This window comes from Corynebacterium ulcerans (genome assembly GCF_000767685.1).
Taxonomy (GTDB): domain Bacteria; phylum Actinomycetota; class Actinomycetes; order Mycobacteriales; family Mycobacteriaceae; genus Corynebacterium; species Corynebacterium ulcerans.
The window spans coordinates 1,652,522-1,668,236 of sequence record NZ_CP009622.1 but is presented as its reverse complement, the minus strand read 5'-3'; the positions used below and the strand labels follow the sequence as shown (position 1 = coordinate 1,668,236).

Below are 15,715 nucleotides of genomic sequence, written 5' to 3'. Positions count from 1 at the left end.
ACTCAACAGCTAAAAATAGAGGGTATAGTTGTCGGCTATAGCTTCTTGTAGAAGACGACATCCGTGCTTATGTAAGTCAAGGGAACCTGTTGTGGTTCTGGCAGGGGCACACAGTGCCTGCCGCATGATACGGATACTGTACGCATCTACACGAACACGAAAGAATGACACCGAGTAACCGCAGCGGCGGAGAACTCGAAAAGGAGACATGATGACTGCACCTACAACCTCCAACACCGGCGTTATCCTCAGTACAGCTGCAGCTGCCAAAGCCAAAGCACTACTTGAGCAAGAGGGACGTACCGATTTGTCTTTGCGTATTGCAGTTCAACCTGGTGGCTGTGCAGGTTTGCGCTATCAGTTGTACTTCGATGATCGGGACTTAGACGGCGATAAGGTCGATGTTGTAGACGGCGTTCGCCTTGTCGTAGACAAGATGTCGGTGCCATATCTTGCCGGGGCAACTATTGATTTTGCTGACACCATTGAGTCGCAGGGCTTTACCATCGATAACCCCAATGCAGGCGGCTCCTGCGCTTGTGGGGACTCATTCAACTGATTTTTGGCATAATACCCCTTTTAGTGGGAGAAAAAGCCGACTATAAGAAATCCGTCAGCTCGTGATGCGTTCACGATCTGACGGATTTCTTGCTTTTCTGGATGCCTGCATCCGCATTCCATCGGGGTAGGAAAAGTGGAAAAGTCCAGGTAGAAATAAAAAAATGGGCGGTGGGATTAGATGAACTACCGTCTAATCCCACCGCGGCGCGAGGGGCGCCCCACCATTCTACCGCTAGAGGTAGACCGGATAATCCTTTTTCTCGATTCCAGGATCGATTCGGTTCTCTATAAAGATTCCATGCCACACCATGAAGGCAAGCACAGTCCATAGCCTACGAGAATGATCGCTGGCTCCTGCACGATGCTCATTGAGCATGTCCAAGACGGCTTTCTTGTCAAAGATATGGTCTGTGAGAGACTCCGTAATGGTGTCTTGAGCCCAGCCGAATAGTTCATCCCCGGCTAGCCAATGGCGCATAGGGACGGGGAATCCGAGCTTCTTACGGTGCAAGACATGCGGCGGAACGATCTGTTCCATTGCTTTGCGTAGCGCGTATTTGGTGGTGCCTTGTGTAACTTTCAAACTATGGGGGATGGTTTCAGCTACGGCAAACACTTCTTTATCCAAGAACGGGACTCGGAGTTCAAGGGAATGCGCCATATTGATTTTGTCGGCTTTAACCAAAATATCGCCGCGCATCCAGGTAAATAGATCAAGGTGCTGCATGCGAGCGACCGGATCCATGTGCTGGGACTGGGCGTAGATCGGGGCGGTTACTTCACGGTGGTCCCATTCTTTCTTAGCCCAAGGCAGAACGCGGTGCATCTGCTCAAAGTTAAAGGAGCGGGCGTTGCCGTAGTAGCGTTCTTCCATCGGCATGGAACCACGTTCCAACAAGGACTTGCCACGCATTCCCTCCGGGAAGACCTTTGCGAGTTGCCCTAGCCCTCGACGCAGTGGAGTCGGGATTTTTTCAAAGGGGGCGAGAGACAACGGTTCTTTGTAAATCGTGTAGCCGCCGAACAGCTCGTCCGCGCCTTCGCCAGAGAGCACAACCTTGACGTGCTTCCTTGCTTCTTGAGCCACAAAGAAGAGCGGGACAAGAGAAGGATCTGCCACAGGGTCGTCCAAGTACCACATGATTTGTGGGATAGCGTTGGCGTATTCCTCTGGCGACACAATTTTGACAATGTGTTCCACACCGATTGCAGCGGCAGATTCCGCAGCAACATCAACCTCTGAGTAGCCTTCTCGTTCAAAACCAGTGGTGAAGGTCAACAAGTCAGGGTTATGGCGCTTTGCCAACGTAGCTATCGCAGTGGAATCGATGCCACCGGAGAGGAAGGACCCGACGGTGACGTCGGCACGCATATGCTTTTCGACGCTGTCCTCTAACGCGCGAGCAATACGGTCAAAAAGATCCTGTTCTTTGCTCTTAGGGACTTCTTGAGCAGGGAATTGAGGGCGGAAATAGCGAGTTTGTTTGAGCTTACCGCCGGGGACAAGCTCCCCGTAGCAACCCGATTCGAGTCGGCGGATATGTGCGTGAAGGCTCTCTGGCTCTGGCACATACTGCAGATCAACGTAGTGTTCAATAGCTCGCTGATCAAGGCTGAGATCTAGACCCAGGTCCTCGGCAGCCTCCAAAATGCATTTCTTCTCCGAAGAGAAGATAGTTCCGGCGTCTGTGGTCGCGTAATACAGCGGCTTGATGCCGAATTGATCGCGAGCAAGGAAGAGTTTTTCTTCCTGGGAATCCCAAATGGCAAAGCCAAACATGCCACGCAGGTGCTGGACGACGTCCGCACCCCAGTGGTGATAGCCGACGACGATGGTCTCGCCATCACCTGAAGTATTAAAGGTGTAGCCGAGTTCCTGTAGCTCTGCCCTGAGCTCCACATAGTTATAAATTTCGCCATTAAACGTCATCGCATAACGATCGGCCTGGCCTTGTGGTCCCCATTGAAGTGGCTGATGGGAGTGTTCGAGATCGATGATGGAAAGGCGATTGAACCCAAAGACGGCTTGCTCGTCATGCCACGTTCCGGCCTCGTCTGGCCCCCTGTGACGCATACACGGTAGCGATTTTTCGATGGCTGGGACATACCTTTGGGCATCCCGTGTGCTCGTAAGCATGCCAAGAAGTCCGCACATAGTTCGCCGCTCCTCCTTATATATGAACAAAGTACTTAGCTGTCTAAGGGTACCCCGTTGGGGTTGTAGAAGGTATTGCGACTATCGGCTCTACGGAATGTGAGCGAAAACGCTCTTAATTCCCGGGGGAGAGGGTTAAGAGGCGTTCCGGATTTCTCTTATTTTTACATGCTGCGGCTTAATGGAAAACGATTTTTTGGGGCACTAACGTGCTGTTTTCTTGGGGAGGGTATCCATAAGGTTGATTGCCGGTTTAGTTCCTGTGATTTGGGGCACTATATTCCGGGGTGATCTGTGCTACTGGGGTGGATTTTCCTAGGAAACCCGAAGGTTTGTGGAGAAAATACAGTGAGAAGAAGGGGGAGAGCGTGCCATGACATTCAGGAAAACAAAGAGGGGTGGACTATCCTGCACTAATAGGCGTGGGTTTTGGGCTGTCCTTAATCAGGATTTGATGTGTTACGGATGGTCTAAGGCTCCAAGGAAATAAGTGCGACAGGAAGGCAAACGCGCGTGGAACAGCAGCAAAAGCGTGGCATTGGGCGCAAAGCATTGCTTGGCGGCGCCATCGGCTTTGGTGGCCTTACCCTTGCGGGATGTGACGTAGATGCACCAGGCGGTGTTTTGGGTAAAGCTCTAGCCTTTGGTTGGCCAGAAGGAGTTACACCCGAAGCTACTTCGATGTATAACTTCTGGGTCTGGGTCTGGGTAGCTGCCTGGATCATCGGCTTCATCATGTGGGGTCTCTTTATCTATGGCATGTTTGCATGGAGCGCTAAGCGTGCAAAGAAAGCTGGTAAAGATGAGTTCCCTCGTCAGACTCAGTACAACATTCCACTGGAGCTAGTGCTGACGATTATCCCAATCGTGATCGTCATGGGTCTCTTCTTCTTCACCGTCCAGACCCAGGACAAGGTAACTGCGATGGATAAAGATCCTAAGGTTACCGTGGACGTTACGGCCTATCAGTGGAACTGGAAGTTCGGTTACTCGGATATCGCTGCCGAGCTTTCACCCACCGGTGCTGAATACAAGGGCGTCGACGAAGCACGCCAGGCTGCGGCCGAGGCAAGCAAAGTAGACCCTAACGGCAAGAACCCGATCAACGGAATGTCTAAGACTGATACGTCTTACCTTCACTTCAACAAGATTGAGACTCTGGGTACTTCTGAAGAGATCCCGGTTTTGGTTCTCCCAAGTGACACCGCAATTCAGTTTGACTTGGCTTCCGCCGATGTCTCTCACGCATTCTGGGTTCCAGAGTTCTTGTTCAAGCGAGATGTGTACAACCACCCGGAGCAGAACAAGCAGCAGCGTCGTTTCCAGATCGAAAAGATTGAAAAGACCGGTGCATTCGTGGGTCGCTGTGCGGAGATGTGTGGTACCTATCACGCAATGATGAACTTTGAGATTCGCGTAGTAACTCCAGAGAAGTTCAAGCAGTACATCTCTTTCCGTAATAGCAATCCGCAGGCTACAAACTCTGATGCCCTAAAGAGCATTGGGGAGGAGCCCTACGCAACCACCACGCACCCGTTCAACTCTGAGCGCGCTACGCGTGATGGCGATAACTTTGATAAGACCAGCCCCGCTGCGTAGGAACAAGGAGAAGTAGAGAACATGAAAGCTACATCCAAGATCATGTATTCGATGGCAACCTTCCTTGCCGTCATGTCGGTGATCTATGTTTTTGCCACAATGTACGTTAGGGATTCTGGCAGTCACCCGGGTTTTGAATGGGCTGGTGGAGTTTCGCTGATTCTGGCGACGCTGCTCACTCTGATGCTGGGTGGGTACCTGCACTTTACTGAAAACCGCATCGACATCCTTCCTGAAGACTGGGAAGAGGCTGAGGTTGCGGATGCTGCTGGAACTCTCGGATTCTTTAGCCCTAGCTCCATCTGGCCTGCGGCTATGAGTGGTGCCGTTGCCGTTCTTGGCTTTGGAGTTATCTTCCTCCACTACTGGCTCATCGCGGTTGGTGCGGCATTACTGATTTACACCACAACCATGCTGAACCTTCAGTACGGAATGCCAAAAGAAAAGCACTAACTTATGTAGCTACCTTCCACTCTGATCGTGTCAGAGGTGCACCTTTTCCTTAAATAAACTCGATTCTTACCGGTTGTTATGACGGTAAGAATCGAGTTTATTTTTGCCTATTGAGGTTGGGTGGATTAAAAAGACTGTCGATGATTGGGAAAAGTTCCCGTGGGGTTAAAAATAATTTTTAGGGGGCAAAAAGGGTTAGGCCGTCTAATATTGCAGCTAAAAGCGCAGGTAGTCGGGGGTCATACTAAAGTTGCAACACTGGCAAATGCTCTCCTTTCGAAGTGTGAAATATATCTCAGGTAAACGAAGGGGGAAATAAAACTGAAGAAAACTGTCAAGGGGCTTGGGGGAAGGGGGTGTGAGGAAAAATGAGTAACCATCACGTTGCTACTGTGATGACCTGCGGAAACTTGGCGTCGTATGGAAAGGAGGTTTAGTTCCCGTTATTGCTAAGAAAAACTGTGGGGTGGGAAACAGAAAAATATTGCTATGTGCAAGAAATGAGAGACTAAAAAAGGCGGGGGCAGAATGTGACTTGACCGGAAGAAACGACCATACTAATTACCGTGACGAGCGCAATAGGAAACAAAGATATGGCAGCACCGCAGCGTGTTGCGGCACTGAACCGGCCAAATATGGTCAGTGTCGGCACGATTGTGTTCCTGTCCCAGGAATTAATGTTCTTCGCCGGTTTGTTCGCGATGTACTTCACCTCGCGCGCAAATGGAATTGGTAATGGCTCTTGGAAAGAGGGAGCTGGACACCTCAATGTGCCGTACGCATTGGTGATCACCGCTATTTTGGTGTCTTCCTCTGTGACAGCTCAGTTTGGTGTGTTTGCAGCGGAACGCGGAGATGTTTTTGGTCTTCGTCGTTGGTTCTCTCTGACCATTGTGCTGGGAGCAATCTTCTTGCTCGGACAGAGCTATGAATATTACCACTTGATCGAGCATGGAATGACAATCCCGAGCAGTGTGTACGGTTCTGCGTTCTACATCACCACGGGCTTCCACGCAGCACACGTGCTTGCGGGTGTTTTGGCTTTTGTGGTTGTGTTGCTTCGCATTTCTAAGTCGAAGTTCACACCTGCACAGGCGACTGCTGCGATGGTGGTGTCCTATTACTGGCACTTCGTTGACGTGGTCTGGATCGGCCTGTTCATCACGATCTACTTCATTCAATAGGCAGTCTTGGTTCATATGGCCACTCAACCCGGTTATGTGAATTGAGATAGCCCCTCACTTTCCATATTCGAGAACATTAAGGGAAATGATGGATACCACCCAGAACAAGACTGAAGCGGTAGAAGTACCCTCAGCTTCAGTCTCCAAGGCCAAGAAAGTTCGAGCTCGCCGCAAGGTGCGCCGGACTGCTGTTGGTGCTTTAGCACTAGCTGTTGGCCTTACCGGTACCGGACTTTTGGTTAATGCTGTGACACCTGATGCCCAGGTAGCCACAGCGCGCCAAGACGAGCAAGCAATGATTCAGGAAGGCAAGGACCTTTATGACGTTGCTTGTATTACCTGTCATGGTGCAAACCTCCAAGGTGTGAAAGATCGGGGTCCTTCGCTGATTGGCGTTGGCTCCGGTGCAACTTACTTCCAGGTTCATTCTGGACGTATGCCGATGCTGCGCAATGAGGCACAAGCCATGCGTAAAGCTCCACGCTACTCTGAGGCACAAACCCTAGCGCTGGCCGCATACGTTGAGGCTAATGGCGGCGGCCCTGGCATCGTCTATAACGAGGACGGCTCTGTCGCACTAGATACTCTTCGTGGTGCTAACTACAACGGAAAGATCGATCCAGCCGATGTCGCTCGCGGCTCGGATCTCTTCCGTTTGAATTGCGCTTCTTGCCATAACTTCACAGGGCGCGGTGGCGCGCTTTCTAGTGGTAAATACGCACCTGTTCTAGACCCCGCAAACGAGCAGGAAATCTACCAGGCAATGCTTACTGGTCCTCAGAACATGCCTAAGTTCTCGGATCGTCAGCTCTCCGCTGACGAGAAGAAAGACATTATTGCTTACATCAAGTCGGCTAAAGAGACACCTAGCCCAGGCGGTTGGAACTTGGGCGGCCTAGGACCAGTCTCTGAAGGCATGTTGATGTGGCTCGTTGGAATCGTGGTCTTGGTGGCCGCTGCTCTGTGGATTGGATCTCGCTCATGAGCAATAGCAATGAAAAGAAATACACAACGCAAGAACTAGAAGCGATGTCTAACGACGAACTAGCCCGTTTGGGCACAGAGCTCGACGGCGTGACTGTTGCTTATCGTAAAGAGCGTTTTCCTGTTGACGGCGATCCGGCATCCAAACGTGCTTCTATAAAGGTTGGCGTTTGGTTCGGTATCGGCATCGTCTCAGCCTTGGCATACTTGGCTATCTACTTGTTCTGGCCATGGCACTATAAAGGTCTCGGCGATGACGGATTGTGGACCTACACGCTGTACACGCCACTGCTTGGTTTGACCGCAGGTCTTGCCATTTTGGCATTGGGTTTCGGCGTTATCATCTACATCAAGAACATCATTCCTGCAGAGATCTCTGTGCAGCGCCGTCACGATGGCCCTTCGGAAGAAGTGGATCGTCGTACGATCACCGCGCTGCTGAATGATTCTTGGGAAACCTCCACCTTGGGTCGTCGTAAAGTTCTGAAGTCGATGCTCGGTGTCGGTGGACTCCTCACTGGTTTGGTTATCGTCGCTCCACTCGGCGGCATGGTGAAGAACCCGTGGAAGAAGGGCGAGCTAGGTATTCAGGGTGACGGAACCCTGTGGACCTCCGGTTGGACGTTGCATGAGAAAGGCGTGAAGCTTTACTTAGGACGCGACACCGGAACGACTGCTGAGAAGCACAGCACTTCCGTTGGCACGCATTACACAACGCACGGTGTTAGCCGCCTTGTTCGTATGCGCCCAGAAGATTTGTCTGCTGCTGCAATGGAAACCGTTTTCCCGCTCCCAGAAGAGCTGGTTAACGATGGCGATAAATACAGCGCAGATGCTGACGTGTACACGGAGCAGATGCACTCGATTCACGGCCCTCGAAATGCAGTCATGCTTATTCGTCTCCGTGCTTCTGATGCTCAAAAAGTTATTGAGCGTGAAGGACAAGAAGAGTTCCACTACGGCGATTATTACGCCTACTCCAAGATCTGCACGCACATCGGTTGCCCAACGTCCCTCTATGAGGCTCAGACAAACCGCATCCTTTGCCCGTGCCACCAGTCGCAGTTCGATGCATTGCATTACGGTAAGCCAGTCTTTGGTCCTGCCGCCCGTGCTTTGCCGCAGCTGCCGATCACCGTTGACGAAGAGGGTTACCTCATTGCCGCAGGCAACTTTGTTGAACCTGTCGGCCCGGCATTCTGGGAGCGTCGTTCATGAGCAACAAACTAGCTGACATCGGCAATAATATTGACTCTCGATACACAGCTGCTGCTGGTATTCGTCGTCAGATTAATAAGGTATTCCCGACGCATTGGTCCTTCATGCTCGGCGAGATCGCTCTCTACAGCTTCGTTATTTTGTTGCTGACTGGCGTATACCTGACACTTTTCTTTGATCCTTCCATTACCAAGGTTATCTACGAAGGTGCGTACCTGCCTTTGAACGGCGTGGAAATGTCTCGTGCTTACGAGACTGCGCTGAACCTTTCCTTCGAGGTACGTGGTGGTCTGTTTATTCGCCAGATGCACCACTGGGCTGCGCTAACCTTCATGGTCTCCATGACAGTGCACATGCTCCGTATCTTCTTCACTGGTGCGTTCCGTCGTCCTCGTGAAGCTAACTGGATCATCGGTTGCGTGCTTTTGTTCCTGGGCATGGCTGAAGGCTTCATGGGTTATTCCCTTCCTGATGATCTGCTTTCGGGCGTTGGTCTACGCATCATGTCTGCCATCATCCTGGCACTTCCGATCATCGGTACCTGGTTGCACTGGTTGATCTTCGGTGGAGACTTCCCATCTGATTTGATGCTTGATCGCTTCTACATTGCACACGTGCTCATCATCCCAGGCATCATCCTTGGCTTGATCGCAGCTCACCTTGCTTTGGTGTGGTACCAAAAGCACACCCAGTTCCCAGGTGCAGGCCGTACAGAAAATAACGTTGTCGGCGTTCGTATCCTCCCTGTCTTTATTCTGGAGACCACGTCCTTTGGCCTGATCACCTTCGGTTTCTTGGCGCTCTTGGCTGGTCTGACTTCCATCAACGCTATTTGGAACCTGGGTCCCTATAACCCGTCACAGGTTTCAGCTGGATCGCAGCCTGATATTTACATGCTGTGGACTGACGGTGCTGCGCGTGTGATGCCTGCTTGGGAACTCTACTTTGGTAATTACACGATCCCTGGTGCCTTCTGGGTTGCTCTTCTTTGTGGTGTTCTTGTCGCGCTACTTGTGGCTTACCCGTTCATTGAGAAGAAGATCACTGGTGACGACGCTCATCACAACTTGTTGCAGCGTCCCCGCGATGTTCCAGTCCGTACGTCTCTTGGTGTGATGGCAATTGTCTTCTACTTCCTCCTAACACTCTCTGGCGGTAACGACCTGTTTGCATATCACTTCCAGGTTTCTTTGAACGCCATGACATGGGTTGGCCGTATCGGCTTGATTGTCTTGCCTCCGCTGGCTTACTTCATTACCTACAGAATCTGTCTCGGTTTGCAGCGTTCTGACCGTGAGGTTCTGGAACACGGTATTGAAACCGGCGTTATTAAGGTCATGCCTAACGGTGCCTTTGTTGAGGTACACCAGCCGCTTGGCCCGGTAGACGAGCATGGACACCCAATACCACTTCCATATGCTGGTGCAGCTGTTCCTAAGCAACTCAACCAGCTTGGTTTTGGTGGAAGTCCTGGCCGTGGTTCGTTCTTCACTCCAGACTCGGAGTCTATCGCGGCTAAATACGATGAAATTGAGCATGAGAATCATCGTGAAGAAGTTGAAATGTATGAGAATCTGCAGAAGCAGAATCGCATAAATGATGGGGTAGAGAAAGACTAGCCCTAAAACGTTCTCGAATACGACAGTGGCCTTCCTGTTAATCAGGAAGGCCATTGTCGTCTTTATATGAACTAGCCCCCGTTAGTTGGACTGGTTTAATTCTAGGTGGTTAGGGTTTCAAGGGTCTGATTCCGATAGTGCATCGGGGTCAGGCCCTTGAATCGTTGTTGGAGTCGGTCGTTGTTGTACCAGAAGATGTAGTCGTCCACGTCCTGACAAAACTCCTCTACTGCGTGACATCGACAATGTGTACGCCAGGATGGTGCGGTCATACAGGTCCATGATCGGTGAGAGATAAACCTTGGTGCCGGCAACACGAAACTCGGTGATATCACTGACCCACACCGTGTTCGGCTTATCTGGGGTGAAGTTACGGTCGAGGAGATTGTCGGCAATGCGACTGGTTTGACCCTTATAGGATTTATACTTCCTGCGCGGCCTGACCTTAGACTTTAGTCTCATCTGGTCCATGAGCTTGTACACGAGTTTGTGGCCTACCTGCCAGCCCTGCTTGCGTAGCTCAGTGTGGATGCGGCGATAGCCATAACGTTGTTTCATCTTCTCGAAGATGGTCTTGATAGCGTCCTTGAGCTCGATGTACTTATCCGGATTGTCCAGTTGTTTCAGGTGGTAGAAATACGTTGAACGGGCTAATCCGGCTGCGGCTAGGAGGTCATCGAAGTGGTGATCTGACTTGAGGATGGCAATGACTTCGGTTTTTAGCCTCGCCGCTGGTTCCTCAAGTCCCGCAATTTTTTTAGGTATGCATTTTCAGCCCGTAGTTTCTCGACTTCACGGCGGAGTTTGTCTTCCTCAGTCAGTGCTACCGGCTTGGCAGAGCCCTTGGGCCGTCCCTTTGGCTTTGGTTTGAGGGAGTCATCTCCACCATCACGCCACCTACGCACCCAGCTCTTAACAAGTTGCTCGGATGAAAGCTTAAACTCCTTGGCCAGATCCAATGCTGTCTCACCAGCAAGGAAATAGTCAGCGACGGTGCAACTTACCAACCGGGTCACGACGAACTAGCAATCGGTTAGAGAACTTCGCACTCTCATTGAACTGCTCCCCATCAGTAGGTTTCTGATTTCTCAGTCCAACTAACGGGGAGCAGTTCATTTTTTACGGTGACTCCTTATATATAAGGAGCAGACACAAAACAGACGCGGACAGGGGAGAGCTGCGGGAAAACCTAGTCGGAGAAGCATAGTGTGCATGATGGAGTCTGTGTTTTAACGCCGCATTATTACGAGTTGTTAGATAGTGGTGTGGTTTGAGTGGCTCCAGTGGCCCTCGGTACCTTGTAGATGCTGTTACTTTTGAGGTTTTAGTTACGTAAGTGACGCTTTTTATAGAACAAAAAGGGTGTAATGCTGCGTTTTTTCCGGCAGAAAAAGCGACATTGTGGGGCGTGGGTAGAGGAAAAATTACAAAATGTGATCGGGATCATACCTATTTATATTTCGGCAATTGTGGCGAAAATGTGTTGAATTTCGGGGGTCTGTTCACCTCCAAAGGAAGTTCTTATTAGCGCAGTTCGTTGGGGGGATTTTTGCTATTTAATGCTCGAGATGATGTCTGGCGGGGGTGGACTTATCTAAAATTAAGAAAACGGGCCTTTTGTTAAGTAACGGTTTTATAACGTGTGGATTTTTGTTGATGGGTGGACATTGAGCGTTGCCGTTTCGTAACCTAATCGAGACATTTGAGTTGGTCCCGTGTGATGGGGCTGCACGTACTTGAAGATAGGGTCGCTTGCTTTCTTTGAAAAGAGAAGGCAGTCACTATGTGGCAGACCGATATGGATTTGGAGTTTCTTTCGTGGCTAAGCACCGTCGCAGCAATCAGAACACCGCACGCAATGCAGCAGCAGCTTCTGCTGTAGTGGTGGGCGCCACCGCAACTCTTACCGGACAGGCACATGCCGCTGAGGTTGTAGTTCCTAACACAGGAATCAAGTTTGAAGTTCAGGGAATTGAGAATGTACCTGGCATCGCAAACATTCCGGGCAGTGATCAGTGGATCCCTTCCCTGCAGGGGCAGGGCGGGAATGCTAACTACTCTGCATTGGTAAACGTTCCTACCGTTAGCTCTTCTCCGGCCACTTCTTCCGGCCAGGCTGTAGTTGACGCAGCGCGTTCCAAGATTGGTTCTCCTTACGTATGGGGTGCTGCAGGTCCTAGCGCCTTTGACTGCTCGGGTTTGACCTCATGGGCATATGCGCAGATCGGTAAGTCTATCCCGCGCACTTCTTACGCTCAGGCTGCAGGTGGAACAAAGGTAGCTCGACAGGATCTTCAGCCTGGCGACATTATTGCTTTCTACTCTGGCGCTTCCCATGTCGGAATTTATACAGGTAACGGCACTGTTATTCACGCGCTGACCGAAGGCACCCCTCTTTCCGAGTCGCCTATCGACTACATGCCTTATTACAACGCAGTCCGGTATTAATTTGCCTGGCGATTGATAGTGAAGGTTCGGCATTAAATGCCGAACCTTCACTATTTTTCACTTTGCTTACGGCTATGCAGCGCAATGCTTGTTTTTTGCTGTGTGGGCTATATAGTTATTGTGTTCATCTAGCTAGATATTTGGGGAAAACAGTGAAAAAAACGCGCCGAATGCTTTTCGTTGCTCCTTTGCTGGTTATGGTTTCTATGGGCGGGGCTTTGGCGCCTGCTGTTTCGGCGGATGACGTTGAATCACTCATTAGCTCGATGGAAGCTATCTCCCAAGACGCGAACGCTAAGAATGAGGCAGTGAAACAGCTGGAGCTTGATTTAACTGCAGGGGAAGAATCTTTGCGGAGTCTTCAATCTGACGTTGATCGGGCAACCCAAGAGGCGGATGAGGCGAAGTCTCAAGAGGATATTTATCGTAGTGAGATTAATCGTTTAGCGGCTTCAAAATATCGTGGTGCTGTTATTGACCCGTTGACTAACGCTGTTTCTGCAGAAAATCCCCAGAATGCTATTGATCGTGCTGCGTACATGTCGGTCCTCACTAGGAATGCCCAGGCGGCTTTGAACCAGTTGTCTAAGGCAACGGAACATTCAGCGGTCAAGCGGGGCTCTGTTACGCGAGCCATTGCTGAAGCAAAGTTCAAGCAGGCCGAGCTGGAAAGACAGCATGGGGTTTTGCTCAAAGAGCAAGAAGAGCTCAAGACTAAGACTGAAGACTTACGTAAGCAAGTGGAAAGTCTAAGTCGTGAAGACAGGTTGCGATGGGAAGCTAAAAATGGCCCCGTGGCCTACTCTCTCGACGGCGTTGTCGGCTCCAATCCTGAGGGCATGGGAGCTTTGCAAGCAGCTATGACCAAGCTCGGCTCTCCTTATGGCTGGGGTGCGGTAGGACCATCGCAATTTGATTGCTCTGGATTGGTGTACTGGTCTTATCAGCAACAAGGTAAGTCGCTTCCGCGAACCTCCCAGGCGCAAATGGCTGGTGGAACTCCCGTTTCTCGTAGTGAGCTACAGCCGGGAGACGTCGTTGGGTATTATCCGGGCGCCACTCACGTGGGAATCTACGCAGGAAACGGCATGCTCGTGCATGCGTCGGATTATGGCATCCCAGTTCAGGTTGTTCCTGTTGACTCCATGCCTTTTTATGGCGCTCGCCGTTACTAATATTGAACTGCACGTCTGATGGCAGTGCATGCCCGACGATCGATGATCGTTGGGCTCTCGCTATTCATGGGAGAATCAGAGTATGACCCGGATGCTCTTAGTTACTAATGATTTTCCGCCGACTCTTGGCGGCATCCAGTCGTATATCCGTGACTATTTGGATGAGCTGTTGCCACAAGATGTAGTCGTTTTTGCTTCTACGCAGGATGACGCTGCGGCTGCAGCCTATGATGAGTCTCTTCCTTATACGGTTTACCGCTGGCCTCACAAGATCATGCTTCCTACTCCTGCTACAGCTCGCCGAATGGCGGAAATCATAGAAAAGGAGCGGATAGACACCGTATGGTTTGGTGCGGCCGCCCCATTAGGACTCCTTGGTAAAAGAGCTAAGAAAGCCGGGGCTCACCGGGTTATTGCTTCGACTCATGGGCATGAAGTGGGTTGGGCAATGTTGCCGATAGCACGTCAGTTATTAAGGCGGATTGGTCGATCCAGTGATGTAGTCACTTATATCTCCGAATTCACGCTTAGCCGTATCCGTGGGGCCTTTGGGCCTGGTGTTGAGTTTGCTCACCTTCCCTCTGGTGTAGATGTAGAGCGTTTTCACCCGGTGGAAAGTGACGTGAGAAAAAGTATCCGTGAGGAATTGGGATGGGATAAAGAGGAATTTGTTATCGCCTGTATTTCTCGGCTAGTTCCTAGGAAAGGGCAGGATCGGCTCATTGAGGCTCTTTCGGAAATACATCAAGGAGATAAGCCAGTTCGATTAGTACTTGTAGGCGGGGGACCGTACGAAACTAAGCTGGTGGAACTAGCGGAAAAGCATGGGGTAGCAGACCGCGTTGCTTTTATGGGCAGGGTCGCTGAGGGGCGCATGGTGGAGATTCTTCAGTCTTGCGATCTTTTTGCGATGCCATGTCGGACCAGGGGGAGAGGGCTTGATGTTGAGGGACTAGGGATTGTCTTCCTAGAGGCTCAAGCGTGTGGTGTTCCGGTTATCGCTGGGGACTCAGGTGGGGCACCGGAAACGATTGTTCCCGGAGGCGGTCTAGTTGTGGATGGGAACAATGTAGTGGCGGTGGCACGTGCAGTGAACTCTCTTATAGCGATGGGCGGACAGCGTCGACAAGCTATGGCGGACAGAGGGCGACAGCATGTGAAAGAACAATGGAGTTGGGAGATTATGGGACAGAGGCTGCGCGCATTGCTATAAGCGTAAATGTGATATTGGGTTGGTGGCTCGCTATACTTTGCTAGTTATGCTTTGTGCGGTTTCGTAGTGTGCTGCCGCATATAGCGCCTGTTTTCCAAAAGTCGAGGGCAATTGAGGCGAGATATGTCTGAAAGATCCGACGCAGTCACCGTGGGCTTTGATATCGGTGGAACTAATATGCGGGCGGCGGCGGTGACTTCGGATGGTCAGATTATTGACTCTATGTCGGTTCCTACGCCATCGACTCCTGAACTGCTCGAATCCGGCATTATCGAGCTAGTAGACGCTCTGAGGCAGAAACATGAGATTTCTGCAGTGGGGCTGGCAGTAGCCGGTTTTTTGGATCCTGATTGTGAGATTGTTCGTTTTGCTCCGCATCTCCCGTGGAGAGACCGGGCTGTTCGAGCAGAGCTTTCAGAGTCTCTAGGGTTACCTGTTCGGCTAGAGCATGATGCAAATTCGGCAGCGTGGGGAGAATATCGGTTTGGTGCCGCTCAGGGGGCAGATAACTGGGTTCTCTTTGCCGTAGGCACCGGAATTGGTGCCACTCTTATGCACCAAGGAGAGATTTATCGTGGGGCGTTTGGCACAGCGCCAGAATTTGGTCATCTCACTGTAGTGCCAGGAGGGCGGGTATGTTCCTGTGGCAAGCGCGGATGCCTAGAACGGTACTGTTCAGGAACGGCTTTGGAAACTACTGCTCGTGAGATGATTGCAGCGGGCAAAGCGACTGATTCCGTGCTTATCGACGCTCTAGCTAACGGTTCCTTAAGCGGTAAACGCATTATGGCTGCAGCTGGTGATGGTGATCAGCTTGCTTGCGCCGTTGTAGAAGATTTCGCCCAATGGATGGGACGAGCTCTGTCCATAGTGGCAGATGTCCTTGATCCCGGACTTATCGTGATCGGTGGGGGAGTATCTACCGCAAGCGCACTCTACCTCGATACCGCCGTGGAGACGATGAGTACATCGATGGTGGGGGCAGGGTACCGCCCCCTTCCCAAAGTTTCGTGTGCGGAGCTAGGTGGAGATGCGGGTATGATCGGGGTATCTGATTTGGCTCGCCAATTGGTCTGATCGCCCTCGCTCTCTGATATTCAAGGAAT

The 15,715-nt window shown here is 51.2% G+C and carries 12 protein-coding genes and 1 pseudogene; 11 read left to right on the top strand and 2 right to left on the bottom strand.

Going from position 1 to position 15,715, the window contains the following annotated elements; translation table 11 throughout:
• Nucleotides 1-211 precede the first annotated feature (211 nt).
• Complete coding sequence (locus CULFRC11_RS07530; protein WP_013911900.1) at nt 212-559, top strand: HesB/IscA family protein; 348 nt, start codon at nt 212-214, stop codon at nt 557-559.
• Nucleotides 560-793: 234 nt separating this feature from the next.
• On the opposite strand, the gene asnB is transcribed toward CULFRC11_RS07530, so the two are convergent.
• The gene (asnB, locus tag CULFRC11_RS07525; RefSeq protein WP_023636002.1) at nt 794-2,716 is read right to left on the bottom strand and encodes an asparagine synthase (glutamine-hydrolyzing); all 1,923 of its coding nucleotides are present in this window, start codon (nt 2,714-2,716) and stop codon (nt 794-796) included.
• Nucleotides 2,717-3,229: 513 nt separating this feature from the next.
• Between asnB and ctaC the strand changes: the two genes are divergently transcribed.
• The 6 genes from ctaC (at nt 3,230) to qcrB (ending at nt 9,773) form a co-directional block, all read left to right on the top strand.
• On the top strand, nt 3,230-4,315 hold the full coding sequence (gene ctaC, locus CULFRC11_RS07520; protein ID WP_013911898.1) for an aa3-type cytochrome oxidase subunit II: 1,086 nt from the start codon (nt 3,230-3,232) through the stop codon (nt 4,313-4,315).
• Between the two features lie 21 nt (nt 4,316-4,336).
• Entirely contained in the window at nt 4,337-4,768 is a 432-nt protein-coding gene (ctaF, locus tag CULFRC11_RS07515; protein ID WP_013911897.1) for an aa3-type cytochrome oxidase subunit IV, read from the top strand.
• Nucleotides 4,769-5,334: 566 nt separating this feature from the next.
• Nucleotides 5,335-5,952 (top strand): aa3-type cytochrome oxidase subunit III, encoded by a 618-nt coding sequence (gene ctaE, locus CULFRC11_RS07510; protein WP_023636001.1) that lies wholly within the window; start codon nt 5,335-5,337, stop codon nt 5,950-5,952.
• An 88-nt stretch (nt 5,953-6,040) separates the two neighbouring features.
• On the top strand, nt 6,041-6,937 hold the full coding sequence (qcrC, locus tag CULFRC11_RS07505; protein WP_013911895.1) for a cytochrome bc1 complex diheme cytochrome c subunit: 897 nt from the start codon (nt 6,041-6,043) through the stop codon (nt 6,935-6,937).
• Nucleotides 6,934-8,154: a cytochrome bc1 complex Rieske iron-sulfur subunit gene (qcrA, locus tag CULFRC11_RS07500; protein WP_031270445.1), complete on the top strand. Its 1,221-nt coding sequence runs from the start codon at nt 6,934-6,936 to the stop codon at nt 8,152-8,154. The genes qcrC and qcrA overlap by 4 nt, the downstream gene beginning before the upstream one ends.
• On the top strand, nt 8,151-9,773 hold the full coding sequence (gene qcrB / locus CULFRC11_RS07495) for a cytochrome bc1 complex cytochrome b subunit (RefSeq protein WP_023635999.1): 1,623 nt from the start codon (nt 8,151-8,153) through the stop codon (nt 9,771-9,773). The genes qcrA and qcrB overlap by 4 nt, the downstream gene beginning before the upstream one ends.
• A gap of 101 nt (nt 9,774-9,874) precedes the next feature.
• On the opposite strand, the pseudogene CULFRC11_RS07490 reads toward qcrB, so the two are convergent.
• A pseudogene (locus CULFRC11_RS07490) lies at nt 9,875-10,765 on the bottom strand (IS3 family transposase); the annotation flags it as partial.
• Between the two features lie 826 nt (nt 10,766-11,591).
• On the opposite strand from CULFRC11_RS07490, the gene CULFRC11_RS07480 reads away from it, so the two are divergent.
• The 4 genes from CULFRC11_RS07480 (at nt 11,592) to CULFRC11_RS07465 (ending at nt 15,686) form a co-directional block, all read left to right on the top strand.
• Nucleotides 11,592-12,221, top strand: a complete 630-nt coding sequence (locus CULFRC11_RS07480) for a C40 family peptidase (RefSeq protein WP_013911892.1) — start codon at nt 11,592-11,594, stop codon at nt 12,219-12,221.
• Between the two features lie 170 nt (nt 12,222-12,391).
• On the top strand, nt 12,392-13,396 hold the full coding sequence (locus CULFRC11_RS07475; RefSeq protein ID WP_046096632.1) for a C40 family peptidase: 1,005 nt from the start codon (nt 12,392-12,394) through the stop codon (nt 13,394-13,396).
• An 82-nt stretch (nt 13,397-13,478) separates the two neighbouring features.
• Nucleotides 13,479-14,609, top strand: coding sequence for a glycosyltransferase family 4 protein (locus CULFRC11_RS07470; protein WP_023635996.1), 1,131 nt, complete (start codon nt 13,479-13,481; stop codon nt 14,607-14,609).
• Nucleotides 14,610-14,732: 123 nt separating this feature from the next.
• Nucleotides 14,733-15,686 carry an ROK family protein gene (locus CULFRC11_RS07465; protein ID WP_023635995.1) on the top strand — a complete coding sequence of 318 codons (954 nt, stop codon included), beginning with the start codon at nt 14,733-14,735 and terminating at the stop codon, nt 15,684-15,686.
• The last annotated feature ends 29 nt before the right edge of the window (nt 15,687-15,715 follow it).

Bases quoted from the DNA above. Each gene is read 5' to 3' on its own strand.
- CULFRC11_RS07465 (WP_023635995.1), top strand. From the start codon at position 14,733: ATGTCTGAAAGATCCGACGCAGTCACCGTGGGCTTTGATATCGGTGGA.
- qcrA (WP_031270445.1), top strand. From the start codon at position 6,934: ATGAGCAATAGCAATGAAAAGAAATACACAACGCAAGAACTAGAAGCG.
- CULFRC11_RS07530 (WP_013911900.1), top strand. From the start codon at position 212: ATGACTGCACCTACAACCTCCAACACCGGCGTTATCCTCAGTACAGCT.
- ctaF (WP_013911897.1), top strand. From the start codon at position 4,337: ATGAAAGCTACATCCAAGATCATGTATTCGATGGCAACCTTCCTTGCC.
- qcrB (WP_023635999.1), top strand. From the start codon at position 8,151: ATGAGCAACAAACTAGCTGACATCGGCAATAATATTGACTCTCGATAC.
- CULFRC11_RS07470 (WP_023635996.1), top strand. From the start codon at position 13,479: ATGACCCGGATGCTCTTAGTTACTAATGATTTTCCGCCGACTCTTGGC.
- asnB (WP_023636002.1), bottom strand. From the start codon at position 2,716: ATGTGCGGACTTCTTGGCATGCTTACGAGCACACGGGATGCCCAAAGG.
- qcrC (WP_013911895.1), top strand. From the start codon at position 6,041: ATGGATACCACCCAGAACAAGACTGAAGCGGTAGAAGTACCCTCAGCT.
- CULFRC11_RS07475 (WP_046096632.1), top strand. From the start codon at position 12,392: ATGCTTTTCGTTGCTCCTTTGCTGGTTATGGTTTCTATGGGCGGGGCT.